Source organism: Paenibacillus sp. JDR-2 (assembly GCF_000023585.1).
Lineage (GTDB): Bacteria > Bacillota > Bacilli > Paenibacillales > Paenibacillaceae > Pristimantibacillus.
Genome location: NC_012914.1, coordinates 3,830,542 through 3,854,597, shown reverse-complemented (window position 1 = coordinate 3,854,597; position 24,056 = coordinate 3,830,542). Strand labels below are relative to the sequence as shown.

Annotated in this window: 24 protein-coding genes and 1 riboswitch; of the genes, 22 read left to right on the top strand and 2 right to left on the bottom strand. The window is 51.8% G+C overall.

All coding sequences use genetic code 11. The features are described from left to right. The first annotated feature begins 16 nt into the window (after positions 1 to 16). The 10 genes from PJDR2_RS17030 to PJDR2_RS16985 all read left to right on the top strand — a co-directional run bounded on the left by PJDR2_RS17030 (position 17) and on the right by PJDR2_RS16985 (position 10,614). On the top strand, positions 17 to 814 hold the full coding sequence (locus PJDR2_RS17030; RefSeq protein ID WP_015844953.1) for a TIGR00282 family metallophosphoesterase: 798 nt from the start codon (positions 17 to 19) through the stop codon (positions 812 to 814). 139 nt (positions 815 to 953) lie between these two features. Beyond that, positions 954 to 1,214, top strand: a complete 261-nt coding sequence (locus PJDR2_RS17025; protein WP_005550495.1) for a stage V sporulation protein S — start codon at positions 954 to 956, stop codon at positions 1,212 to 1,214. A 109-nt stretch (positions 1,215 to 1,323) separates the two neighbouring features. Then, positions 1,324 to 2,268, top strand: a complete 945-nt coding sequence (locus PJDR2_RS17020) for a dipeptidase (RefSeq protein WP_015844952.1) — start codon at positions 1,324 to 1,326, stop codon at positions 2,266 to 2,268. A 197-nt stretch (positions 2,269 to 2,465) separates the two neighbouring features. Then, positions 2,466 to 4,199, top strand: coding sequence for a 2-oxoacid:acceptor oxidoreductase subunit alpha (locus PJDR2_RS17015; protein WP_015844951.1), 1,734 nt, complete (start codon positions 2,466 to 2,468; stop codon positions 4,197 to 4,199). Between the two features lie 2 nt (positions 4,200 to 4,201). Further along, positions 4,202 to 5,068, top strand: coding sequence for a 2-oxoacid:ferredoxin oxidoreductase subunit beta (locus tag PJDR2_RS17010; RefSeq protein WP_015844950.1), 867 nt, complete (start codon positions 4,202 to 4,204; stop codon positions 5,066 to 5,068). A gap of 183 nt (positions 5,069 to 5,251) precedes the next feature. After that, complete coding sequence (locus PJDR2_RS17005) at positions 5,252 to 5,827, top strand: phosphate propanoyltransferase (protein WP_015844949.1); 576 nt, start codon at positions 5,252 to 5,254, stop codon at positions 5,825 to 5,827. Between the two features lie 225 nt (positions 5,828 to 6,052). Then, the gene (gene miaB / locus PJDR2_RS17000) at positions 6,053 to 7,630 is read left to right on the top strand and encodes a tRNA (N6-isopentenyl adenosine(37)-C2)-methylthiotransferase MiaB (RefSeq protein WP_015844948.1); all 1,578 of its coding nucleotides are present in this window, start codon (positions 6,053 to 6,055) and stop codon (positions 7,628 to 7,630) included. Between the two features lie 31 nt (positions 7,631 to 7,661). Beyond that, positions 7,662 to 8,147 (top strand): RicAFT regulatory complex protein RicA family protein, encoded by a 486-nt coding sequence (locus tag PJDR2_RS16995; protein ID WP_015844947.1) that lies wholly within the window; start codon positions 7,662 to 7,664, stop codon positions 8,145 to 8,147. Positions 8,148 to 8,301: 154 nt separating this feature from the next. Further along, positions 8,302 to 9,465: an iron-containing alcohol dehydrogenase gene (locus PJDR2_RS16990; protein WP_015844946.1), complete on the top strand. Its 1,164-nt coding sequence runs from the start codon at positions 8,302 to 8,304 to the stop codon at positions 9,463 to 9,465. Positions 9,466 to 9,594: 129 nt separating this feature from the next. After that, positions 9,595 to 10,614: a S66 family peptidase gene (locus PJDR2_RS16985; RefSeq protein ID WP_015844945.1), complete on the top strand. Its 1,020-nt coding sequence runs from the start codon at positions 9,595 to 9,597 to the stop codon at positions 10,612 to 10,614. A gap of 78 nt (positions 10,615 to 10,692) precedes the next feature. On the opposite strand, the gene PJDR2_RS16980 is transcribed toward PJDR2_RS16985, so the two are convergent. Further along, positions 10,693 to 11,310 (bottom strand): biotin transporter BioY, encoded by a 618-nt coding sequence (locus tag PJDR2_RS16980; RefSeq protein WP_015844944.1) that lies wholly within the window; start codon positions 11,308 to 11,310, stop codon positions 10,693 to 10,695. Between the two features lie 113 nt (positions 11,311 to 11,423). Here PJDR2_RS16980 and PJDR2_RS16975 point away from each other — a divergent pair, with 113 nt between their 5' ends. Then, complete coding sequence (locus PJDR2_RS16975) at positions 11,424 to 12,269, top strand: energy-coupling factor ABC transporter ATP-binding protein (RefSeq protein ID WP_015844943.1); 846 nt, start codon at positions 11,424 to 11,426, stop codon at positions 12,267 to 12,269. Next, positions 12,266 to 14,047, top strand: a complete 1,782-nt coding sequence (locus PJDR2_RS16970; protein WP_015844942.1) for an ATP-binding cassette domain-containing protein — start codon at positions 12,266 to 12,268, stop codon at positions 14,045 to 14,047. Before PJDR2_RS16975 ends, PJDR2_RS16970 begins: the two co-directional genes overlap by 4 nt. A 5-nt stretch (positions 14,048 to 14,052) precedes the next feature. On the opposite strand, the gene PJDR2_RS16965 is transcribed toward PJDR2_RS16970, so the two are convergent. Further along, entirely contained in the window at positions 14,053 to 15,240 is a 1,188-nt protein-coding gene (locus PJDR2_RS16965) for an MFS transporter (protein WP_015844941.1), read from the bottom strand. A gap of 149 nt (positions 15,241 to 15,389) precedes the next feature. Between PJDR2_RS16965 and lepB the strand changes: the two genes are divergently transcribed. From lepB to PJDR2_RS16915, 10 genes are all read left to right on the top strand, one after another. Continuing rightward, positions 15,390 to 15,926: a signal peptidase I gene (gene lepB / locus PJDR2_RS16960; protein ID WP_041613493.1), complete on the top strand. Its 537-nt coding sequence runs from the start codon at positions 15,390 to 15,392 to the stop codon at positions 15,924 to 15,926. Positions 15,927 to 15,955: 29 nt separating this feature from the next. Next, complete coding sequence (locus tag PJDR2_RS16955) at positions 15,956 to 16,765, top strand: VanW family protein (protein ID WP_041614355.1); 810 nt, start codon at positions 15,956 to 15,958, stop codon at positions 16,763 to 16,765. 57 nt (positions 16,766 to 16,822) lie between these two features. Beyond that, positions 16,823 to 17,170, top strand: a complete 348-nt coding sequence (locus PJDR2_RS16950) for a YqzG/YhdC family protein (RefSeq protein ID WP_083778149.1) — start codon at positions 16,823 to 16,825, stop codon at positions 17,168 to 17,170. Between the two features lie 130 nt (positions 17,171 to 17,300). Further along, positions 17,301 to 17,612, top strand: coding sequence for a YbjQ family protein (locus PJDR2_RS16945; RefSeq protein WP_015844937.1), 312 nt, complete (start codon positions 17,301 to 17,303; stop codon positions 17,610 to 17,612). Positions 17,613 to 17,718: 106 nt separating this feature from the next. After that, complete coding sequence (locus PJDR2_RS16940) at positions 17,719 to 18,099, top strand: DnaJ family domain-containing protein (RefSeq protein WP_015844936.1); 381 nt, start codon at positions 17,719 to 17,721, stop codon at positions 18,097 to 18,099. 1 nt (position 18,100) lies between these two features. Then, entirely contained in the window at positions 18,101 to 18,409 is a 309-nt protein-coding gene (locus PJDR2_RS16935; RefSeq protein ID WP_015844935.1) for a rhodanese-like domain-containing protein, read from the top strand. Positions 18,410 to 18,555: 146 nt separating this feature from the next. Continuing rightward, a complete protein-coding gene (locus PJDR2_RS16930; protein WP_015844934.1) occupies positions 18,556 to 20,790 on the top strand; it encodes a heavy metal translocating P-type ATPase in 2,235 nt (744 codons plus the stop codon). A gap of 32 nt (positions 20,791 to 20,822) precedes the next feature. Further along, positions 20,823 to 21,038: riboswitch (cobalamin riboswitch) on the top strand. Positions 21,039 to 21,187: 149 nt separating this feature from the next. Next, positions 21,188 to 22,198 carry an ABC transporter substrate-binding protein gene (locus PJDR2_RS16925; protein WP_049790054.1) on the top strand — a complete coding sequence of 337 codons (1,011 nt, stop codon included), beginning with the start codon at positions 21,188 to 21,190 and terminating at the stop codon, positions 22,196 to 22,198. A gap of 1 nt (position 22,199) precedes the next feature. Beyond that, on the top strand, positions 22,200 to 23,234 hold the full coding sequence (locus tag PJDR2_RS16920) for a FecCD family ABC transporter permease (RefSeq protein WP_041613491.1): 1,035 nt from the start codon (positions 22,200 to 22,202) through the stop codon (positions 23,232 to 23,234). Then, the gene (locus tag PJDR2_RS16915) at positions 23,234 to 24,040 is read left to right on the top strand and encodes a heme ABC transporter ATP-binding protein (RefSeq protein ID WP_015844931.1); all 807 of its coding nucleotides are present in this window, start codon (positions 23,234 to 23,236) and stop codon (positions 24,038 to 24,040) included. The genes PJDR2_RS16920 and PJDR2_RS16915 overlap by 1 nt, the downstream gene beginning before the upstream one ends. Positions 24,041 to 24,056 lie beyond the last annotated feature (16 nt).

Below are 24,056 nucleotides of genomic sequence, written 5' to 3'. Positions count from 1 at the left end.
CTAAAGGAGTGGCAGAGTGAACGTATTATTTATTGGCGATATCGTAGGCAGCGTAGGACGTAAAGCGTTAAAACAGGTGCTGCCGGCACTGAAGAGCAAATACAATCCGCATATTATTATCGTAAACGGCGAGAATGCTGCAGCAGGACGCGGCATTACACAGACTATTGCCCGCGAGTTTTTTGAATGGGGCGTTCACGGCATTACAATGGGTAATCATACTTGGGACAATAAGGATATCTTCGAATGGATCGACGAAGAGCCGCGCATGGTGCGTCCAGCCAACTTCCCGGAAGGCACTCCAGGTCAAGGTCACGCGTTAATTAAAGCCAATGGCAAACAGCTGGCGATTATTAATTTGCAAGGACGGACATTCCTGCCTCCGATTGACTGCCCGTTCCGGAAAGCGGAAGAGCTGGTTGCGCAAGCGAAAGAGAATACGAAAAACATTCTGGTTGATTTCCATGCGGAAGCGACCTCCGAGAAAATTGCGATGGGCTGGCATTTGGCTGGTCAGGCGTCAATCGTCGTGGGTACGCATACGCATGTGCAAACCAACGACGACCGGGTCCTGCCGGGCGGTACAGCTTATTTAACGGATGTAGGCATGACAGGGCCTCGCGATGGCGTGCTCGGAATGGAACGCAACGCTGTTCTGCACAAGTTCTTGACCCAGCTGCCAACACGTTTCGTAGTGGATGAAGGCGATTGGCATTTGCATGCGGTATCCGTTCAGATTGACGATGCAACGGGCCAAGCGACCAAAATTCAGAAAATTCGCCTAACCGAGGACGACTGGCTGCTCATGCGGTAGTTATATGAATATTCTAAAAGTTTAGCCAATTCAGAATTGATATGAAAGTTATTGCGGCGATAGCAGGAATTTTTTAACCTCTCTCGAATACTATCTAAATAGTGGAATCCATCCATCATTCCCGAGGAGGTCCTTTTTCATGGAAGTATTAAAAGTTTCAGCAAAGTCCAATCCAAATTCCGTTGCAGGTGCGCTAGCCGGAGTTTTGCGTGAGCGCGGCGCCGCTGAATTGCAAGCCATCGGGGCGGGTGCACTCAATCAAGCGATCAAGGCAGTGGCAATTGCTCGCGGATTCGTAGCTCCGAGCGGGGTGGATTTGATTTGTGTACCGGCATTTACTGACATTGTCATTGATGGAGAAGACCGAACAGCGATAAAACTGATTGTTGAGCCTAGGTAATATCTAACCAAACAAGGCTGGATTGTACTGGGTATTGAAACCTGTTTACGAAGTAGACAGGTTTTTTGCTTTGTTGAAGCTGACGGAGTAAGCGGAGAGGTGATCGATTGTGTCCTTTGGCATAGCGGATTTTCACTGCGATGTATTAAGCAAGCTGCTTGTGCATCCGAATCTCACTTTTCAAGAAAGTGAACCCGGTTTGCTGGATGTAACGTATGAACGGTTAAAGGAATCGGGTGCCGTCCTTCAAACCTTTGCGGTATACATACCGGAGAAACTGAACGGTGCTATCGAGCCTATACTAGAATGTATTGACCATTTCTACGAGAAAGTGCTGGCTTGTCCGGATATGAAATTGATCCGCAATCAATCCGATCTGAAAGAAAGCCTCGCTGCCGGCAAGATTGGCGCTTTGCTCTCGCTGGAAGGCGTGGATGGTCTGCAAGGCAGCATACCGATTCTAAGGCTCCTACACCGCCTTGGCGTGCGTGCGGCAGGATTGACCTGGAACCATGCGAACTGGGCCGCAGACGGCGTTATGGAGCCCCGTGGAGGCGGTCTGACAGCCAAGGGGAATGAGTTTGTCGCCGAATGCGACAAACTGGGTATACTTGTGGATGTATCTCACTTGTCGGAAAAAGCATTTTGGGATGTTGCGGATCTGGCTGCGAGAACGATTATTGCCTCCCATTCCAATGCAAAAGCGATTCTCAATCATCCGCGCAACCTGACGGATGACCAGATAAAGGCTATTATTGCGCTGCAGGGTCTCATCGGCATTACTTACGTGCCTTGGTTTGTAGCGGAAGGGGAGCAGGTATCGGTTGACAATGTGTTACGGCACATCGATCATATCGGCGGGCTTGGCGGTGAGCAGCATATTATGCTTGGTTCCGACTTTGACGGAATCGACAAATATGTGAACGGGCTGACTCATCCCGGAGAAGTGTACAGGCTGCGCGAAGCGCTGCTCAAAAACTACTCGGAAGAGCAGACCAAGCGGTTTTTGTCGGGTAATGCGCTTTCATTTTTGAACGAAAATCTGCCGGAGTAGCAAGCGACCCGCAACAGATCTGAATACGGTATATAAACAATCGAAAATGATTATCATTCATTAAACGTTTACATCTTGCAATTTTCAAACCGCACCTTTACACTTGGTTTGACTGTTCATTCATTATATAAATTATTGTTGGATATTGCCTTAGTAATGTACGCGGCTTAAGCCATCAAAAAGAGGAGATGGGCGTTTTGATTAGTCAATTGTCTTGGAAGATCGGAGGGCAACAAGGGGAAGGCGTCGAAAGTACGGACCGTATTTTTTCCACGGCGCTTAACCGGCTTGGGTATTACTTATACGGATATCGTCATTTCTCGTCTCGGATCAAGGGCGGACATACAAATAATAAAATTCGAATCAGCACATACCCGATCCGGGCGATCTCCGATGATCTGGACATCCTCGTGGCGTTCGACCAAGAAAGCATAGATTTGAATGCAAAAGAGCTTCGCAGCGGCGGCGTTATCGTGGCAGATGCGAAGTTTAATCCCGTTGTACCGGAAGGAATCGATGCACGACTGTTCGCTGTTCCGATTACGGCAATGGCGGAAGAGCTTGGTACTTCCCTGATGAAGAACATGGTTGCTTCAGGCGCATCCTGGGCTTTGCTTGGTTTGCCTCTTGAGGTATTTAATAAAGCGGTAGAAGAAGAGTTCGGACGCAAAGGCGCGGCAGTCGTCGAGAAAAATATCGAAGCGGTTAAACGCGGCGCCGAGTTCGTGTTGGAGCAAGCGGGCGGACCGCTTAACGAGTTCAAGCTGGATGAAGCAGACGGCCGTCAGAAGCTGTTTATGATCGGCAATGAAGCGATTGGCCTCGGCAGTCTAGCTGCAGGCTGCCGTCTGATGTCCGCATATCCGATTACACCGGCATCCGAAATCATGGAATACCTGATCAAGAAGCTGCCGGCGCTTGGCGGTACCGTCGTTCAGACGGAGGACGAAATCGCAGCGGTTACGATGGCGATTGGCGCCAACTATGCGGGCGTACGGACGATGACGGCTTCCGCAGGCCCAGGTCTGTCTCTGATGATGGAGGCCATTGGCCTTGCCGGCATGACGGAAACTCCGCTTGTTATCGTGGATACGCAGCGTGGAGGCCCTTCGACGGGTCTTCCTACCAAACAGGAGCAATCCGATCTTAACGCAATGGTCTACGGCACTCACGGAGAGATTCCGAAGATCGTTATCGCTCCGGCGTCTATCGAAGACTGCTTCTATGATATGATCGAAGCTTTCAACCTGGCTGAGCAATATCAAGTGCCGGTTATCGTGATGACCGACCTTCAGCTGTCGCTCGGCAAGCAGTCCTGCGAGCCGTTTGATTTCCAATCGATTCAAATCAACCGCGGCAAGCTCCTTCAGGAGGCGCCGGAACTGGAAGCCCAACAGCTGTTCAAGCGTTACGAATTGACGGAGGACGGCGTATCGCCGCGCGTATTGCCTGGCGCTAAGAACGGTATCCACCACGTAACCGGGGTTGAGCATGACGAAACGGGCCGTCCTTCCGAAAGCGCGGTTAACCGTCTGAATATGATGGATAAACGTCTGAACAAGCTGAACGGCTTGCAAATTCGAGACGGTCTTCGCATCGATGCGCCTACCGATACTCCGGATCTTCTGATTATCGGCATGGGTTCCACAGGAGGAACGATCGATCAAGCCCGCGAATGGCTGGCTAACGACGGAATTACTTCGAATCATATTACGATCCGTCAAATTCACCCGTTCCCAACGGAGCAACTGATTCCTCACCTGCAGCAAGCGAAGAAAGTGGTTGTTATCGAGAACAACGCAACCGCACAGCTCGCCGGCCAAATTAAGATGCATGCAGGCTTCGCGGAGAAAATCCGCAACCTGCTGAAATATGACGGTAATCCGTTCCTGCCATCCGAAGTTTATAAAGCGTGCAAGGAGTTGGACTAATCATGGCAACATTTAAAGAATTTCGAAATAATGTGAAGCCGAACTGGTGCCCGGGCTGCGGAGACTTCTCCATCCAAGCCGCTATTCAGCGCGCAGCAGCTAACGTGGGTCTTGAACCGGAAGAACTTGCGGTGATTTCGGGTATCGGTTGTTCCGGACGTATTTCCGGTTATATCAACGCTTACGGTCTTCACGGGATTCATGGCCGCGCATTGCCAATCGCGCAAGGCGTTAAGCTTGCCAACCGCGAGCTGACCGTTATCGCATCGGGCGGCGACGGCGACGGCTTTGCAATCGGGATGGGCCATACCGTCCATGCCATCCGCCGAAACCTGAACATTACGTATATCGTCATGGATAACCAGATCTATGGTCTGACCAAAGGCCAAACATCGCCCCGCAGCGCGGAAGGCTTCAAAACGAAGTCGACGCCTGAAGGATCGATCGAATCAACATTGTCGCCGCTCGAGATTGCAATGTCGGCAGGCGCTACGTTTGTTGCCCAATCGTTCTCGAGCGATTTGAAGCAGCTGACGGCTCTGATCGAAGCGGGTATAAAGCATGAGGGCTTCTCTCTGATCAACGTGTTCAGCCCATGCGTTACCTTCAATAAAATCAACACTTACGACTGGTTCAAACAAAACATCGTGAACCTGGAGCAATTCCCGGATTACGATCCTTCGAACCGTATTATGGCGATGAACAAAATCATGGAAACCGAGGGCATGCTGACGGGTCTGATCTATCAAAACACGCAGCGCAAATCGTACGAGGACATGATCAGCGGCTTTGGCGCGGATGCTCTTGCGAAGCAGGAACTTTCCTTGTCGGAAGAACAGTTCAATAAGCTTGTAGCCGAATTTAAATAAGTGTATGATGGGCATACGGCATTTTTATCAACTGCCGTATGCTTTTTTTTACAAAGTATAAGGAAGTATAGTTTTTTCTATACTGTGCTTATATTTCATTCGCGAAACGTATGCTGCCCCTCTTAAGGACGGCGCAGCCGTTTACGCTTGCTACCATACATAGACACAAAGGAGTAGAAACATATGGAACAAAAATTGGTGCCCGTAGGCGTATCGGCAAGACATATTCACCTCTCTGCGGAGCATGTCGCTATATTATTTGGAAAAGGCAGCGAACTTACGGAAGCAAAAGCTTTGTCCCAACCGGGGCAATACGCGGCAAACGAGACGGTTGCCGTTATCGGTCCAAAAGGCTCTTTCCCGAAAGTAAGAATTCTGGGTCCGGTACGCAAAGCAACCCAGCTGGAAGTATCGCGTACGGACGCTTTTGCCCTGGGCATTAACCCGCCCGTCAGAGAATCCGGCAATATTCAAGGATCTGCTGGCATCACGCTCAAAGGTCCAGCAGGCGAAGTTACGATTGAGGAAGGCGTTATTGTAGCCGCCCGCCACATTCATTTCCATACAAGCGATGCAGAAAAATGGGGCATTGCCGACAAGCAGCACCTGAAGGTTCGCTTCCAAGGCGAGCGCGGAGTTGTATTCGAGCAGGTTATTGCCCGCGTATCACCTGATTTTGCGCTGGATATGCATATTGATACGGATGAAGCAAATGCGGCAGGCATCAAAAATGGAGACACGGCTGAAATCATCGAATAGCAGCTTATCATAAGCATTTTTAAAAGGCTGACAAGCGGTCCCGTACCGTTTGTCGGCCTTTTTTAAATTCTAAGCGTAAGGACGGCGATAGCCGTTTCACCTTGTGCTGTCTGCATCAAATGGATATCCTTGCTATAGTTGTGCTATAATTTTTTATTGGGCAAAGGTATCATTAATAAAAAGAGCAAACCGCAATATTTCATGTAGAGGGAAGTGTGAACAACCATGTCAAAGGGGAACAATGCAGCTGAATCCGACAAGGTTAAAGACTATTCCAAATACTTTGACTTCTCGGATGCTAAGGTGCTTAGCGAGGAAGACGGGGTAACGACCTACCGCATTAAAGGCAGGAACGTACAGATCAACTCCACTCCGAACTATAAAGACGAAAAAAAACGCGGTAAAGAAGACATAGAGGTCCATTATGATTTCTCGATTCCTGAAGAGCTGCAAACCATCGGCAAAGGGAAATTCTACTTAATACAAACATACGGCTGCCAAATGAACGAGCATGACACGGAAGTGATGAAGGGCATGTTCGAAGAGATGGGTTATACGGGGACCGACGACCGCCTTCAGGCGGATGTCATTCTACTGAATACTTGCGCGATCCGCGAGAATGCCGAGGATAAGGTGTTCGGAGAGCTGGGACATCTCAAAACTCTGAAGCTGCAAAAGCCGGAGCTGCTGCTAGGCGTCTGCGGCTGTATGTCGCAGGAAGAGTCGGTGGTGGGCAAAATTCTGCAAAAGCATGCTTTTGTGGATATGATCTTTGGCACGCATAACATACACCGGCTGCCGCATCTTCTGCAAAACGCGTACTTCAGCAAAGAAATGGTTGTTGAGGTATGGTCCAAGGAAGGCGACATTATCGAGAATATGCCGAAGAAACGGGACGGCATGCGGGCATGGGTGAACATCATGTATGGCTGCGACAAGTTCTGCACGTATTGCATCGTACCTTATACGCGGGGTAAAGAGAGAAGCCGCCGGCCTGAGGATGTTATAGCGGAGGTGCGCGAGCTGGCCCGTCAAGGCTTTAAAGAGATTACATTGCTAGGTCAAAATGTAAACGCCTACGGGAAAGATTTTGAAGACATCTCTTATCGCTTTGGCGATTTGATGCATGACATTTCAAAGATCGATATTCCGCGTATCCGCTTTACGACAAGCCATCCGCGGGATTTCGACGATCACCTGATCGAGGTGCTGGCACAAGGCGGCAATCTGGTTGAACATATCCACCTGCCGATTCAGTCGGGCAGCACGGAAGTGCTGAAGCGGATGAGCCGGAAGTATTCCCGGGAGCAAATTTTTGAGCTGGCAGCGAAAATCAAACGGGCAATCCCCAATGTCTCGCTCTCTACGGACATTATCGTAGGCTTCCCGGGCGAGACGGACGAACAGTTCGAGGATACGATGACCTTGGTTCGCCAGATTGGCTTTGATTTTGCCTATACCTTCATCTATTCGCCGCGCGAAGGAACTCCTGCAGCCGGTATGGAAGACAACGTGCCGATGGAATTGAAGAAGAAACGCCTGAAACGGCTGAATGAGCTGATGGCCGAGCTTGGCCGGAGAGGCAATGAGCGGATGGAAGGCGAGATTGTCGAAGTGCTCGTGGAAGGCGAGAGCAAGAACAATCCGAATATATTGGCAGGCCGGACGCGCACGAATAAGCTGGTGCATCTGGAGGGTCCAAAAGAATGGATCGGACAATTTATACATGTTCGTGTAACGGAAGCAAAAACATGGTATATTAAAGCAGAACCGTTGGCGAATTCCGCCAGCAACGTATCCTAGAAGCGACTCAAATTAGTGGGAGAGATGATAGATGTCCGAACAACAGACTGCAGCTAATTCGCACCACCATCATGACCATGACCATGAACATGGTTGCAATGTACCGAAATTCAATACCCGCGATTTTCTGGTTCGTGAAGATATTATGCACAAGGCGAAGGAACTGGCGGATCTTATCTTTACTTCCGAGGAAGTTCAGCAGTACCGCCGTGCAGAGAAGCAGATTCAAGGCAATGATCGCATTCAATCGCTGATCTCGCTTATTAAGAAGAAGCAAAAAGAAGTCGTTGCATTCGAAACAACATTCAAAAACGAGCAAATGGTCAAGAAGATCGAAGGCGAAATGGAAACTCTTCAGGACGAGCTGGACGGTATTCCGATCGTATCGGAGTTCCAGCAAAGCCAAACGGACATCAACTATTTGCTGCAGCTTGTTATATCGATCGTACGCGATACGGTATCCGAGAAAATCAACGTCGAAGACGCTACGGTCGAAGCGCCGGCTGAATGCGACTAGAATAAAGAGAGAGGCGGTTCTGAATAAGAACGCTTCTCTTTATTTTTCCCTATTAGTTTTGGCGGAGAATCTCATAATTTAGACGGGATTGAGCCAAAATGAACTGTCGGAGCATTTAAGCCTTACAACCAATTAGAAGAGGAGAAATACGACCATGAATCCATTTACATACTATAATCCGACCCGCCTTCACTTTGGCGAAGGACAATTGAAGCAGCTTCCCGTTGAAGCGGCAAAGCTGGGTAAACGCGTTCTGCTTGTTTACGGCGGAGGAAGCATTAAGCGTAACGGTCTTTACGAGCAAGTACTCGCAAAGCTGGATGAAGCGGGTTGTACGGTTACCGAATTAAGCGGAGTTGAACCTAACCCGCGCCTGTCGACGGTCCACCGCGGAGCCGAGTTATGCCGCTCCGAGTCGATCGACTGGGTTCTGGCAGTTGGCGGCGGCAGCACGATTGACTGTGCGAAAGCCATTATTATCTCGGCGAAATACGAGGGCAGCTTCTGGGATATCGTTACGCGCAAAGCGAAGCCGGAGGAAGCTCTTCCGCTTGGTACCGTGCTTACGCTTGCGGCAACGGGCTCCGAGATGAACTCCGGTTCGGTAATTACCAATCAAGAAACGCTTGAGAAGCATGGCTGGGGCAACGTTCTGGCTTATCCGACATTCTCCATCCTTGATCCGGTATTTACGGCTAGCGCGCCAAAAGACCATACGGTATATGGCATGGTGGATATGATGGCTCACGTATTGGAGCAATATTTCCATCATGATGCGAATACTCCGGTTCAGGACGGCTTCTGCGAAACGATTTTGCGGACCGTCATTGCGACAGCTCCAGGTCTTGTGAATGATCTGACGAACGTAAAGCTTCGCGAGACGATTCTTTATTGCGGTACAATGGCGCTGAACGGAACGTTGTCGATGGGCGTTATCGGCGACTGGGCGAACCATGACATGGAGCATGCGGTGTCCGCGGTTTACGATATTCCTCACGGCGGCGGCCTAGCCATTCTGTTCCCGAACTGGATGAACTATGCGGTGGAAGATAACGTGGGACGCTTTAAGCAGTTCGCGGTTAATGTATTCGGCGTTAAGGCAGAAGGCAAGGGCGACCTTGATGTAGCCCGTGAAGGGATTGCGAAGCTGCGCGAGTTCTGGAGTTCGATTGGCGCTCCGTCGCGCCTCGCGGATTACGAGATTGACGACAGCAGACTGGACGAGATGGCGGAGAAAACAACCGGAAGCGGTACACGCGGCAACTTCCGCAAGCTTACGAAGGAAGATGTAGTAGCGATTTATCGTTTGTCGCTGTAAGGATATAAGGTAGGCGGGCAGATCAGGCGAGAACCTGGTCTGCCTTTTTATTTTCCCACGAAATGGAGGGATTTCCTAAATGGATGTCGTATTTCCGTATCCATAGAGCAGATCGAAAGGGGAAGTGGCATGATTCGTTATCCACAGCTTCAAAAAGCAGCCGTAATCGGTGTAACGGCGCCTTCATCGGGAATTGGAACGGAGCTTCACTCCATGTTGAAGCTTGCCTTCAGTCGGATGGAGGACAAAGGCTATCGGATGGTACACGGGGATACGGTATGGTCGCAGCATAAAGCGAAGTCGGCGCCGGCTACGGCAAGGGCAGCTGAATTTAACCGGATGATGCAGGATGAGTCGATCGGCATGATTTTTCCGCCATGGGGTGGAGAGTTATTGATTGAGATATTGGAGCGTATGGAATGGGATCAGCTCCCTGCCAAATGGATTATGGGTTATTCCGATATTAGCGTGCTGTTGCTGGCCGTAACGTTAACAACGGGTCTCGCTACGGCTCATGGAGCCAATCTCATTGACCAACGGGGAGAATACGCCGACCAGACGACTGGGATGTGGGAAGAGGTGCTCTCCTTGAAAACCGGAGAATCCATTACGCAATATTCTTCGCCGTATTATCAGAAGGAATGGAATCATGATCATCCTAGCCCGTATATTTTTCATTTGACGGAACCAACCCGTTGGAAAGTAATATCCAATAATGAAACCTTGCAGATCAAAGGGCGATTGTTAGGGGGATGTATCGATGTCATCCGGCATTTGATCGGTACCCCATACGGGCAAGTGAAAGATTTCCAAAACCGCTATATTAACGGTGAACCGCTTGTCTGGTATTTGGAGAATTGCGAACTGAATACGGTGGATATGCGCAGATCGTTAGTCCAAATGAAGCTGGCAGGCTGGTTCGACAACTGCGCTGGACTTTTATTTGGCAGAAGCGCGGTTCATCTTCCCGTTGATCATTATACCGAGGAGGATTTGTATTCGGAGCTGTATGAGGAGCTAAAGCTGCCCATTCTGTACGACATCGATTGCGGCCATGTTCCTCCACAGATTACCTTTGTTAACGGAGCCTTTGCCGAGATTGAAGCGGGTAACGGAAAAGGAACGGTAAGGCAGACATTCATTCCTTAATGTGGTTAATTAGCGGGAATGCAAAAGCGGCTGTGCAGGATAGTACCTGGCGCAGCCGCTTTTGTTTTAAGTATTTTATTATATCGTTGAATGAACCTGGCTCCCGTTCTGTCCGGAATGGATTGACGATTGAATTCTAAGAATGTATGGTTTGAGAGACAGCACGATAACTGCCGCAACAAAGGATTTGATCGCGTCACCGGGCAGGTAAGGATAGCAGCCGGCCGTCATGGCTTTGCCAAAATCAAGACCGGTTACATGCATCAGCCAAGGTACGCCGGGTACATAAGTAAGGAAAGAACCAAACAGTTCAAACACGATGAATAACGCGATAAAACCGACAATCCGGTTACGCATAAGAGCTTCGCTGCGGAAGATGGCTTGCGTTGCAAAGCCGACCAGCAGTGCGCAGAACGGGAAGGCAAAGATAAAACCGCCCGTATGCCCGGTCAAGGTCTCCAGACCACCCCTGCCGCTTAATAGAGGAAGGCCGGTTGCCGTCAGGGCTATGACGATCCAAAGCGAAATAAAGCTTTTGCGAGGGCCCAGAATCGCGCCGGCAAGCGTGACTGCAAGCGTCTGAAGGGTAATAGGCACATAGGAACCAACTTTGATCTGAATGGCGCTCATAACGATAAAGAGAGCGGCGAATAAGGCGATAAATACGGTGCTCCGAATATTACTGCTGGTGCGCATGGTGAATCGACTCCTTTAGCGATTGCGTTTTGAATGTTAACCGTTTATAGTTTATATAGGTTAACAAATCGGATTTTAGCACAGCTTTGTCATTTGGGGAAGAGGTTGAAGGAATGTTTTCGGAAAAAAATTTGGCAGAGCTGGCCAATGTGTCAGTCAAGCCTCTTGCATACGGGGAGCAAATGAAGGCACAGCCCTTTCTGTTGCGCAATGTGACGTTAACGATTGTTGAAGGGGAATGGATTAATCTGATCGGCAGAAACGGGAGCGGGAAAAGCACGCTGGCGAGGCTGATTGCCGGTTTTGGCGCTTTTCAGGCGGAAGGCAAGGTTGAGAAGGATCAATCCCGGTTCTTGACAGGGCAGGTCCCAATGGTGCTGCAGCAGCCGGATGCTTCCATGGTGGGTTCCACTCCCTGGGAAGATGTCGTGATGATGCTGGAGCAGAATGGTTTAGAAGGAAACAGGATTACGGGTCTCGCTGAGGAAGCCCTTCGTCAGACCGGTCTGCATGCCCGTATGCATCAACCGGTGGAAACCTTGTCCGGCGGACAAAAGCAGCTGACGGCTATTGCGGGCTGCCTTGCGGTTCAAACGCCGATGCTGATTCTGGATGAAGTAACGGCTATGCTGGACCCGGAAGCCTGTATATATGTTAGGGATAAGGTAAGAGAACTGAACAACCGCGGGGTAACGGTCATCTGGATTACGCAGAAGCTGGAGGAGCTGGCTGCCGGCGACCGTGTCCTGGCTCTGGAGCAAGGAGAACTTCGGTTCGATGGAGCCGCAGAAAGGTTGTTCGAACGGCGCTCTGTTGACGGAAGCAGTCCATGCGAGGAGCTTGGTTTTACCGCTCCATATGTCATTCAGACGGCATGGGAGCTGGAGAAGCTTGGAGTGAAGCTTCAGCCGCTGCCGTTGACGCCCGAAATGCTTGCGAAGGCGGTGACAGCGGAATGACTGGCGATTGGAAGCTTGAGCAGGTATCGGTTGCCGCGGCTCATGAGCCTGACAAGCTGCTGTTAAGCGGAATTAACCTGACCTTCCGTAAAGGAGCAATTTCTTTGCTTGTTGGTCACAACGGTTCGGGCAAATCAACGCTGCTGGAGACAATGGCGGGTTTGAGACGTTTATGCGGCGGGCAAATCGATCAGGGCAACGAATCGCTTTGGACCAGCAGGGGGAAAAAGCTGCGGTTGAATAAGCCGATTGTGATGCGAACCGGCATTGCTCTTCAACAATCCGAATCGCAATGGTTTGCTTCGTCGGTAAGGGAAGAGTTCGATTATTCCTTGAAGCCTTACGGACTGCATACGGAAGAGAAGGAAAACCGAATAGAAAAAGCAATGGAGCAGGCTGGATTGCCAATAGAGCTGCTGGAGCGCGATCCTTGGACGCTAAGCGGAGGGCAGCAGCGAAGGCTTGCCATGGCCTGCCTAATGTCATGCGAGCCGGAATGGCTGCTGCTCGACGAGCCGACGGCGGGGCTAGATGCCGACGGCATCCGCCGCTTGTGCGCGATGCTTGACGCGCATAGGGCGGCGGGGCGCGGAGCGGTCGTGGCCACGCACGACCTCGACGCGCTGCTGCCGCTCGCGGACGAGGTCGCCGTGCTTGCCGGCGGCTCCGTCCGCGAAGCGGCTCCGGCGGCATCGTGGGCGGAGCACCGCGCCCACGATGCCGCCGCGCCGCAGGCGCAGCGCGCGCTGGCGCAGCTGCGCGCTGCCGGCTTTGCGCCGCCGGCTGCGCCAGGCGGCGCGCCGTGGCCGGCGCCGCGCGAGCTCGCGGCGCTGCTGGCGGCGCAGCGCGCCGCCCACGGCGCAAGGACGGCGGAACGCCCGTCCTTGCAAGCCGCTTCCGCAAGTGCTGCTGCACAGACATCGGCAGCAGCACTTGCGCCTGAGCCGCAGGCACCGCCCGTTGCGGCATCGCTCGCACAGGCACCGCCCGTTGCGGCATCGCTCGCACAGGCACCGCCTGCTACAGCTCCGCCCGCTGCAGCTCCAACCCAAGGGCTCGCGGCGCGGTTCGATCCGCGGGCGTTAATCGTCGCGTATCTCTTGCTCGCCACAACCATCCTGCTCCAGCACAGCTGGGTGGGGCTGGCTGTCGCAGCGGCCATTTCCCTTGCGGTGCTCATCCCGCTGCGGACACAAATAAGGCCCTGGATGAAAGCCATCCGGGCCTACGTCATTATGACGGCGGTAATCGCCATTATTTCGGGCGTGCATTTTGGCCCGTTTACCTTCGATTGGGGGGCAGCCCTCCAGACCATTCAGCGCTTCAGCGGTTTGCTGCTTGTAATGATGCTGGGCTTGCCGCTTTTGGGTCTCGTAACGCCGCTGCGAGTCCAGCGCAGCCTGGAGCAGACGTTTGGCTGGCTGAGCCGATTCAAAATACCCGTGATGTCCGTCGCGCTTACTGTAACCTTGATCTTCCGCTTTATTCCGCTGCTTGCGGGGGAATGGGAGCGTTACGTCAAGATCGCGCATGCGCGGGGCAAGGTCACAACCGCCGCAGGGTCGCTTCCGTTCCGGATGCTGCTGCCTGCCATGGTACCTTACATCCGTTCCTTGCTGCATATGGCCGAGCAAATGGCGGATGCGCTTGAAGCCCGCGGGATCGGTCATCCGCTTGCGAAGCCAACGCAAGGCCTGCGGCTGAAGTTCAGCAGGGAGGATATCGGCATCGTTATTTCCGCTGCTGCCGCTGCAATTATTCTTCTTTACATTAAATAATAGCGTTAATTATTAATGGACTTAATTAACTTGCGATCAGATCGATAATAGAGGAGACAAAGCACGGCGGCGATAAATCCAAATATACCGCCTAACGCAAACCCGCTGTTTAACCCCCAGCTTTCGTTCAGCCAGCCCGCAAGGAATGGCCCCGCGAACATGCCTGTCGCATATACCGCCTGGTACAGACCCATGGCGGTAGCCCGGCCGGAAGGATCCACGTCGCGGATCGCAAGCCCAAGCAGAAGAGGGATATGCAAGCCTTGCGCGAATCCGTTAATCATCTGCGTAAGCATAAGAATCCAGATGGAATGCACATAGCAAATCGAGACGGTGCATATGGCGCTTAGAATAAATCCGGTGCCAATCGTTGTCCAATTCCCGAAGCGCGGCGCAAACCACCTGGCCGTAAACATGGAGGCGAGGGCGTGAGGCGCCATAAAAGCGAATACGAGTAACGTAAGCTCGACTCCGCTGCTCCCCATGTCCTCCGCTTTTAACGGCGTAAAACCGAACATCGTAATGAACAGCACGCAATGCGCGAGCAAAGAGAGCAGGGCGACCTGCAGCAGCAGCTTCGTCCGGATCACGCTTTGAATCTTCGAGAACGATATGCCGCTCCGCTCATGAAGCGGTTTGGCCGGCTCGTGAATAACGAGCGCCAGCAAAAGCCCCATTCCACCGATAATCGCCCCAAGCACAAAAGGAGCATCCGCTCCGAATCCCTCGGACATCCAGCCGCTTAACAGCATCCCGATCATTTGGCCGGACACGGTCATCACGCTTATATTCCCCATCGCCTTCGTGGCATCTTCCGCCGCAAAATAATTCGCGTACATCACCGTAAAAGCAACCCAGGTCGATGCGCATAACCCCGCCATCGCGCGTCCCGCAAGCGGCCACAGCCAGCTTCCCGGAATGATAAACAAAAGACAGCTGATACTGGCGGCAAGCATGCCGAGCAGAATAAACGGCTTTCTTTTTCCGTAACGGTCCGACAGCATCCCGAGCGGAAATCGGATCAACAGCTGGACGAAACCGTAGCTGCCAAGCACAACTCCGATTAAATCCAGCGTAAGCCCCCTCGAGCTTAAATAAGGCGACAACGTCGGCACGTATGTATACATCGCAATCCAGAACATTAACGTTACCGTCATAAAAAGTAGACGCTGCGATCGTGTTGATGGTTCCATTCTGGCTACCTCCCTCATATAAATCTACTTTATAAGACATGCCACGCACCTGTCACGGTATTTTTAGGCCGCAGGTAACTTTTGGCCGGGCGAAAACGTCATAGGTGATGGTTATGTTGAATTCCTATTTCTTCAAGGGGTGTAAGGGAATGGATGATCAACTAACCAGGAACAGCAAGGCGCTGCTTGAGCTAAGAGAGTGGCTGGTCTCGATTACGGCTGCAATCATCATCGCATTGTTATTCCAAAACTATGTTTACGCGCAGGCAGAGGTACATAACATCTCAATGCAAAAAACGCTTGTGGAAGGCCAGCGCCTGATCGAAAACAAATGGTCCTACCGTTTCAAGTCCCCGGAGCGTGGAGATATCGTTATTATCCATGGACCGGAAAGCCCCTTGCGTTTGGTGAAAAGAGTCATAGGCGTGCCAGGCGATGTCATTGACGTCCGGGACGGAATGGTTGTCTTGAACGGGCAGCAGCTATCGGAGACTTACACCGTAGGGCTGACGGAACCGGGCGGGATGAAATTCCCCTACACGGTTGCCCGGAAGGAGCTGTTTGTTCTTGGCGACAACCGCGAGCATAGCGTGGACAGCCGGTCAATCGGGCCGATTGCCTTTTCCAGCATTGAAGGGAAGGCCGTGTACCGGATATGGCCGCTGAACAAATTTGGACTTCTGTAAAGGAGAGAAGAGGGAAGTTGAATAATCTGATGCAGCATCGGCCGGTCAAACGTTCGTTCCTGCGCCTGCAGGCGGGTAAATGGTGGTTTACGAATAAAAGGCGGTTAAAATGGCTGTTAAGCTCAGGCAAGCTAGCCCGGAACAATAAGAAACTTTCTTTGACGTATGTGGTTTTTACCCATGCGACTCCTTTAATGAGACAGCTTCGAAATGTAGACATGTGGCTGCAAACCAATAAGGTTATCAATTTGCGGCTGGCGGCACAGAAATTGAACGGCATCGTATTGATGCCCGGCGAAACCTTCTCCTACTGGCGGGCCATAGGCAAACCGACAAGAAAGAAAGGTTATGTCGACGGCATGATTTTATTTTATGGCGGATATAAGTCGGGAGTAGGCGGCGGGTTATGCCAAATGTCCAATCTCATCTACTGGATGACGCTTCATACCCCATTGCAGGTCGTTGAACGGCACAGACACAGCTACGATGTTTTCCCGGACGCCGGGCGGACGCAGCCGTTCGGGAGCGGCGCAACCTGCGCATACAATTATCTGGATCTGCAGATCCATAATCCGACCCAGCAGCCTTTTCAGCTGATTGTAGGTCTTACGGATGATAAGCTCGTTGGCGAGTGGCGTTCCTCTCTTCCTGTAAATTACCGGTATGAAGTCGTGGAAAAGGATCACCGGATTGAGCTGAAGCCATGGGGCGGTTACGTCAGAAGCAACTCAATCTACCGCAGGAAATACGCGCTGGATGAAGGGGAGCTGCTGGACGAGGAATTCGTGACGGGCAATGAAGCCGTTATGATGTACGCTCCTATGCTGGAGCCGGTTTGAATAGAATAGCATGTATGCCTGCAGCCATGAACAGCCACACTAACGGGAGTACCGAAAATGTGGTTAGGGAGTGGCAGTATGGTATTCAAAAAAGGCAGACCATTGATCTATATGCTGATTGTCGCCGTATTTGCTTTTGCGGTGCCTTCAGCCGCGCATGCGGAGCCTTCTTATGCCAAATACGGAAGAATCGCGATGCAGGAGACCGCAAACAAATATCCGGATGCCGATATTGTCGATTACAAATACGAGGGACATTTTACCGCCTCAGATTCGAGAACGGAAGAACGGTTTAAGCTATGGCTCAGAGGCAGCGGTGCCGAATTTGGCGTACGCGTCCATATTTTCGTGGCAGCCGATTCCGGCCAAATAAGAGATGTTCGGATCGAGGAGATAAGGGGCTGAAGTCGCCCGAAACCCGTATTCCTTGACTTTCAAAAGTATTGATGTCCCTTAGTGCTAAATGAAACGTTTTTTCGTACGGAACGTATTCCTTCTTATTATGTGCTTTACTAATATCGGGAGGGGTCATTTTATGTTAGTAACAACAACTGCTGCGATTGAAGGACGTCCGATTATCGAATATTCCGGCATTGTAACAGGCGAAGCGATTATGGGGGCCAACGTTGTCCGCGACTTTTTCGCTTCCATTACGGATATTGTGGGCGGACGTTCCGGGGCTTACGAGAGCAAGCTGAAGGAAGCAAGGGATGTTGCGTTCGAAGAAATGAAAAACCAAGCTTTCCGTTTGGGAGCAAATGCGATTGTTGGCATCGATATCGATTACGAGGTTGTGCGGGACGGTATGCTGATGGTGGCTGTCAGCGGCACGGCTGTTCGTATCTAATAGAAGGTCGGGAAAGAAGCTTCTCATTGCCGGGAGGCTTCTTTTTCGTTACAATGCTTAAAGAAAGCGCTAGGGATGACGGGCAATGACTGGAGGCGGACAAGGCATGGATTTTATGTCCTCGTTGGTGGAGCAGCGGATTAAAGAATCGATGGCGAAAGGCGAGTTTGACAACCTGAAAGGGAAAGGCGAACCGCTCGAGCTGGAAGACAACTCGCATGTACCGGAGGAGCTCCGGGTCGCCTACAAGCTTCTGAGCAACGCCGGAATGATTCCGGAAGAGATGGTTGCGAAGAAGGAGATCCTCAGCCTCCACGATATGATTCGCCTGTGCCGGAATCCGGATGAACAAGCCGTTCTCAAGAAAAAGCTGACGGAGAAAGAGCTGAGGTTCAAGATGCTCATGGAAGCACGCGGACTCCGGCAATCGCCGGTTTTTCAGCAATATGAATCAAAGATCCTGAAGAAATATGAAGGAGTGGAATGAAGTGTACCCAGAGATTACGCCAGCCGAAGTTGAAGAGCGCCTGAAAAACGGCGAGAAGCTGAATCTGATTGACGTTCGTGAGGATGACGAATGGGAAGCAGGACATATCGCTGAAGCGAATAGCGTTCCTCTCTCGCAATTCGGCGAGCGCTATGAAGAGCTGCCGAAGGACCAGGCTCTGATCATGGTTTGCCGCAGCGGAGGACGCAGCGGAAGAGCTTGCGATTTCCTTCATGCCCAAGGCTACAACGTAACCAACATGACCGGCGGCATGCTCGCCTGGAATGGCGAAGTCGCATACGGCAAATAAAATTCCAAGCGTGCTTGTTAGGTGGCAATGGCCTCCGCAAGCACGCTTTTTTAATTCTACATCCCCTATTCGAATCATATAGATTAACGCAGGAGCTTGTTCAATTGCGGTTGTAGAATGGACAAGCGGAAGGCGGGTGAGGCTGTATGGACGAGAAGGGGATTACGATCGATTTATCCGTGCAAGGGATGAGCTGCACCGCTTGCGCGGCCAGAATAGAGAAGAATGTTGGGAAAATGCCAGGCGTTGAAGCCGTAGCGGTCAGCTATTCGGCGCGTACGGCCTGGGTGCAATATAAGCCTGGAATGATTGAGCCGCCGGCCATTATGGAGCAAATCGGCAAGCTGGGCTTTAAAGCTGATCTGCCCGAAAATGCGAAGGGAGGCTTCGAGAAGGAACGAAGCCGTCTGCGGCTGAGGTTGATTATTTCCTTGATTCTTACTGCGCCTCTGCTCTCGGCGATGATACAGCATCTGGCTCCTTTTGCCCGGATTGAGCTTCCCGAGCTTCTAACCAATCCGTGGCTGCAGCTTGTTCTTGCGACCGTTATCCAGTTCGTCATAGGTCTGCCTTTCTATATCGGGGCTTATCATGCAATCCGGTCACGGGCGACCAATATGGATGTCTTGGTGGCGACCGGTACTTCGGCTGCTTATTTGTACAGTCATTTTCTCGTATTTAATGCGGATCGAACCGCTTTGTATGCCCATGAGGTTCCTCTGTATTTCGAGACATCGGCAGTTGTCATTACGGCCGTGCTCCTTGGCAAGTTTATTGAAGCCTCGGTTACTTCGCGCGCGCAGCAGGATGCCTCGGGATACAGCAAGCTGCTGAACACGGTAGTAAAAGTGGAGCGGGCCGGCGTTGAAATGGAGATCAAGACGGAGTTTGTCAGGGAGGATGATTATGTTCTTGTACCCTCCGGACAGATTATTCCTGTTGACGGCGTTATTGCAAGCGGGGAATCGGAAGTGAATGAATCCTTGCTGACGGGGGAGAGCGTTCCGCTTGCCAAACGTCCGGGCGACCAGGTATGGGCAGGGACCCGTAATGAAAGCGGCAGCCTGCGTATCCGTACAACCGCTGCCGGCTATGCCACCATGCTGAGCCGAATTGTTGATTTGGTCAGACAGGCACAGCGATCGAAATCGTTGATCCAGCGGCAGGTCGATACGGTATCGGCTTGGTTTGTTCCGGCGATGCTTCTTCTCTCGTCGGGTACGTTTGTTATTTGGGTTACGGCTGTGGATCCGGGCAATTGGACGACTGCCTTCCGTTGTGCCGTTGCGGTTGTGCTGGCGGCTTGCCCATGCGCTCTCGGACTTGCAACTCCGATTTCTCTTGTCGTAGCCTCGGGGCGTCTCGCCAAAAGAGGGATTGTGGTGAAGGAAGCGGGCGCTCTTGAACGGCTGGCTCAGCTTAATATGCTCGTGCTTGATAAAACGGGAACGTTAACGGAAGGAAAACCGAAAATCGGCAGCATGCATGTTGCACAGGGAAGCAAGCAGGGCCTCTTGAGACTTGCCGCTGCCGTTGAAGGCCATTCGACTCATCCGCTTGCCGTCGCCATTCGGGCGGAAGCTTTGCAGACCGGCCTGGTTCCTCCTGCCGCAGCCGATTTTTCCTATACGACGGGCAAAGGGGTAGAAGCATTAGTAGAGCAGAGGAGAATCGGAATCGGCAATGCCGGGTTTGCCGCACAGAAAAAGTGGAACTTCGGAAGTCCGACCATACAAAGATTTGCGGAAGAACGCCAGAAGCTTGGGGAAACGGTACTGTATGCAGCGGATAATAACCGGGTAATTGGAGCTATTTCCTTCGTTGATGCGGTAAAGGCTTTTGCCAAACCGGCCGTTACGCAGCTTAGAAAAGCCGGAGTTACCGTGGTTCTGGCTACGGGAGATCATCCTGCGCCTGCTTTGAGCGCGGCCCAAACGGCGGGAATCGATCCTTCAAAGGTCTATGCCAATATGCTGCCCGAAGATAAATTGGAGCTGGTTAACCGTTTGAAGGAGCAGGACTACAAGGTTGGTATGGCCGGTGACGGCTGGAATGACGCTCCGGCACTAGCCGCGGCGGATGTTGGCCTCGCGATGGGAGACGGTACGGATGCGGCGTTAACGGCCGGACATATTACGCTTCTTCAGCCCAGGATGACCGCCATTCCGGAAGCTTTGCTGATCAGCCGTCTAACGGTGCGCAATGTCAGGCAAAATCTGACGTTTGCATTTATCTATAACGCGCTTATCATTCCGTTTGCCGCCTGCGGCATGCTTCAGCCGTGGATGGCCGGTACGGCAATGGCCTTCAGTTCGGTATCGGTGGTGGGTAATGCTATCCGGCTTGGAGCCAGATTAAGAAGAGCTGCTGGACAATTCTAGAATATGGGTGGTATAGTTACGTTGGTCGAAAACGAATAAATCATGGAACAGGTGCTGCAAGAGCCGTAAGGCTGTTGCAAGCTTAATAGGGAAGTCCGGTTAAAATCCGGCACGGACCCGCCACTGTAAGAAGCGGTCTAAGTTTATTTAGACCCGTGTGCCAGCTTAAGTCACTGAATGCAAGATTCGGGAAGACGCTGGCGCTACTGCTTCAAGTCAGGAGACCTGCCTGTTCGCATAACGCTGTACCTACGTGGAGTTAGGGAAGTGTTGGAATGTAGGAACCCGTCTTTTTTTGCGCGCAAGCCAAGAGGACTTCCGGCATTTCCGGCACTATTGCCGGAAATGCCTTTTTTTGTTTTCGATTCAAGATAAATAGAAGGGGTGCTTGGAAATAATGGTTGAGAGAAACAAAAGATTGTCGAAATTAATGCTGGCCGTGTTGATGACTGCAATTCTGGTCTTTATGGCGGCATGCGGCGCTAACAAAGCGAACACGAATGACGCGGGGAATACGGGGAATGCAAACGCGTCGGCGTCGCCGGTTCAAAGCGAACAGCCAGCCGAAAGTCCGGCAGCCGCAGCAGAGACGGTATATCCGTTTAAGGTGACGGATGCTACGGGAACGGAGTTGACGTTTGAGAAGGCTCCAACGAAGGTCGTATCTCTCGCGCCAAGCGAGACGGAAGTCCTTTACGCGGTTGGCGCAGGCGAAGAAGTAGCCGGCGTTGACAGCTACAGCAACTATCCGGAAGAAGCGGCGTCCAAGCCTAAAGTAGGCGACATGACGACCAATATCGAAGCAGTCGCGGCTCTTAATCCCGATCTTGTTGTGGCATCCTCGTCGATGAACACCGATGCGGTCGAGCAGCTTCGCAAGCTGAACATTACGGTTCTTGCTACGGATCCAAAAACTTATGACGAAACAATTGCCAAAATCGAGACAATCGGTAAAATAATGAATAAGAACAATGAAGCGGCTCAAGTTGCAACGCACATGCGCGATGTGAAGCAGCAGGTGACGGATGCCGTTAAGGACGCTCCTAAAAAGCTGGTTTACCTGGAATTCTCGCCGGGCTGGACGGTTGGTTCCGGTACGTTCCTGGATGAACTGCTTACGATTGCCGGAGGTACGAATGTAGGCGCTTCGCAAGCAGGCTGGTATGAAGTCAGCGCGGAAGAAGTCGTGAAGCAAAACCCTGAAATTATCCTTTATCCTGATTTGGGAGAGGATCCGAATCCAATCGTAACCGGAATTAACAGCCGTCCGGGCTGGGATGCGATTGATGCGGTGAAGAACAAGCAGATGTTTGAAGTTGGCAACGACGAGACTTCACGCGTAGGCCCACGTCTTGCGGATGCTCTGCTGCAGGTTGCGAAAGCTCTTCACCCGGATCTTGTGAAGTAAAATGAAAAGAAAATTAGCGGTCTATGGAGGAGCAGCTTTGCTCCTTCTTGCTGTTTCTATCGTTCTAAGTTTGTCGATCGGATCCTCCATGATACCGTTTGCCGATGTATGGGGAATTCTCTGGCATCAGCTTCCTTGGACGGATAATGCCAGTAGTCACTGGAGTGCCGGCGAGATTGCGATTGTGACGCAGGTCAGGCTGTCCCGCGTGCTGCTTGGCGTGCTTGTTGGCGCGTGTCTTGGACTTGCCGGGGCCGGCTTTCAAGGCGTGCTCCGCAATCCGCTTGCCGATCCTTATACATTAGGGGTATCATCAGGCAGCTCGGTAGGAGCGGCTTTTCTTATTTTATTTGGTTATCAGGCCGTGCTAGGCGAGTGGACCATTCCGGTTGTGGCTTTTATAACGGGAACGCTGACGCTGCTTGGCGTCTTCTTCTTGGCTCGCAGCAGGGGCGTCATGCAGATTGAGACTTTAATCCTGTCGGGTGTTATTATTCAATCCTTCTTAGGCGCTTTTGTATCGTTTATGGTATCGATGTCTGACGAAGTCATTAACCAGATTCTATTCTGGCTGATGGGCTCGCTGGCGATGAAAAACTGGGCGGACGTCTACATCGTGCTTCCATGCCTGGTTATTGGTCTGCCGCTTCTGATTGCTTATGGACAGGCGCTGAACCTGTTTGTTCTTGGCGAGCGGCATGCGGCGCATCTGGGAATCCGGGTTGAGCGGACAAAGCTGATCGTCCTTATCGGCTCGACGCTGCTTACCGCGGCGGCTGTATCGGTTAGCGGAGTTATCGGCTTCGTAGGCTTGGTTGTGCCGCATCTCATCCGGTTAATGGTTGGTCCGGATTACCGGCTGCTTATTCCACTCTCGGCAATAGGCGGAGGGATATTCGTGTTATGGTCCGATACGCTTGCAAGATTAGCCCTAGCTCCCAAGGAAATTCCGCTTGGAGTCGTAACCGCTTTGCTTGGCGCGCCATTCTTCGCGTATCTGCTGTACCGGCGCAAAAAAGGACAGGAGGGCTTCTAATGATCTCGGTTCAACAATTGAGCAAGAAGGTTAACGGCCGTTCTGTTCTGGAGAACCTCTCGTTTAATCTGGAGCCAGGCCGAATTCATTGCATAATCGGGCCAAACGGCGTAGGGAAGTCAACGCTATTGCAGCTGCTATCCGGCGTGACAAAGCCTTCTTCGGGTGAAGTCAGCTTATCTGGCGTTCATCTGTCGAATTATTCCCGCAAAGCTCTCGCAAGACGTTTGGCAGTACTGCAGCAAGGCGGATTGCCGCCTGCGGGCTTTACCGTCCGTCAAGTGGTTGAGATGGGCCGTTTTCCTTATCAAAATTGGTTTGGCGATGAACGGGAGGATCATTCGGCGCTGATCGATTTTACGCTTGAATCGATGGGTTTAACGCCTTTGTCGAACCGGCCGCTTGATCAGCTAAGCGGCGGTGAGCGTCAGCGGGTAGCTCTAGCTAAGGTGATGGTGCAGGAGCCGGAGGTTATTTTGCTGGATGAGCCAACGACCTATCTGGATATCGGTTATCAAGTACAGCTGCTGGATACCGTGCGGCAGTGGCAGCAAGAGCGCAACTTGACCGTTGTAGCCGTCCTGCATGATCTGAATTTGGCATCCCTGTATTGTGATCGGATACTCGTCCTGCATAAAGGCGGAATAGCGGCAATGGGTTCTCCTGCGGAGGTGCTTAGCGTTGATCTAATCCGGGAGGTTTATCAGGCGGAAGCATCGATCGTGAAGCATCCGTTGACCGGTACGCCGCAAATTTTGTTGCAGCCGAAACAACAAGAAGCCGGCAGATTGATAGAAATGACATAGAGTTCTACATACGGAG

Bases quoted from the DNA above. Each gene is read 5' to 3' on its own strand.
- PJDR2_RS16925 (WP_049790054.1), top strand. From the start codon at position 21,188: ATGGTTGAGAGAAACAAAAGATTGTCGAAATTAATGCTGGCCGTGTTG.
- PJDR2_RS17005 (WP_015844949.1), top strand. From the start codon at position 5,252: ATGGAACAAAAATTGGTGCCCGTAGGCGTATCGGCAAGACATATTCAC.
- miaB (WP_015844948.1), top strand. From the start codon at position 6,053: ATGTCAAAGGGGAACAATGCAGCTGAATCCGACAAGGTTAAAGACTAT.
- PJDR2_RS16980 (WP_015844944.1), bottom strand. From the start codon at position 11,310: ATGCGCACCAGCAGTAATATTCGGAGCACCGTATTTATCGCCTTATTC.
- PJDR2_RS16950 (WP_083778149.1), top strand. From the start codon at position 16,823: ATGTGGTTAGGGAGTGGCAGTATGGTATTCAAAAAAGGCAGACCATTG.
- PJDR2_RS17025 (WP_005550495.1), top strand. From the start codon at position 954: ATGGAAGTATTAAAAGTTTCAGCAAAGTCCAATCCAAATTCCGTTGCA.
- PJDR2_RS16975 (WP_015844943.1), top strand. From the start codon at position 11,424: ATGTTTTCGGAAAAAAATTTGGCAGAGCTGGCCAATGTGTCAGTCAAG.
- PJDR2_RS17010 (WP_015844950.1), top strand. From the start codon at position 4,202: ATGGCAACATTTAAAGAATTTCGAAATAATGTGAAGCCGAACTGGTGC.
- PJDR2_RS16920 (WP_041613491.1), top strand. From the start codon at position 22,200: ATGAAAAGAAAATTAGCGGTCTATGGAGGAGCAGCTTTGCTCCTTCTT.
- PJDR2_RS16990 (WP_015844946.1), top strand. From the start codon at position 8,302: ATGAATCCATTTACATACTATAATCCGACCCGCCTTCACTTTGGCGAA.
- PJDR2_RS16995 (WP_015844947.1), top strand. From the start codon at position 7,662: ATGTCCGAACAACAGACTGCAGCTAATTCGCACCACCATCATGACCAT.
- PJDR2_RS16915 (WP_015844931.1), top strand. From the start codon at position 23,234: ATGATCTCGGTTCAACAATTGAGCAAGAAGGTTAACGGCCGTTCTGTT.
- PJDR2_RS16970 (WP_015844942.1), top strand. From the start codon at position 12,266: ATGACTGGCGATTGGAAGCTTGAGCAGGTATCGGTTGCCGCGGCTCAT.
- PJDR2_RS16965 (WP_015844941.1), bottom strand. From the start codon at position 15,240: ATGGAACCATCAACACGATCGCAGCGTCTACTTTTTATGACGGTAACG.
- lepB (WP_041613493.1), top strand. From the start codon at position 15,390: ATGGATGATCAACTAACCAGGAACAGCAAGGCGCTGCTTGAGCTAAGA.
- PJDR2_RS16945 (WP_015844937.1), top strand. From the start codon at position 17,301: ATGTTAGTAACAACAACTGCTGCGATTGAAGGACGTCCGATTATCGAA.
- PJDR2_RS16985 (WP_015844945.1), top strand. From the start codon at position 9,595: ATGATTCGTTATCCACAGCTTCAAAAAGCAGCCGTAATCGGTGTAACG.
- PJDR2_RS16955 (WP_041614355.1), top strand. From the start codon at position 15,956: ATGCAGCATCGGCCGGTCAAACGTTCGTTCCTGCGCCTGCAGGCGGGT.
- PJDR2_RS16940 (WP_015844936.1), top strand. From the start codon at position 17,719: ATGGATTTTATGTCCTCGTTGGTGGAGCAGCGGATTAAAGAATCGATG.
- PJDR2_RS16930 (WP_015844934.1), top strand. From the start codon at position 18,556: ATGGACGAGAAGGGGATTACGATCGATTTATCCGTGCAAGGGATGAGC.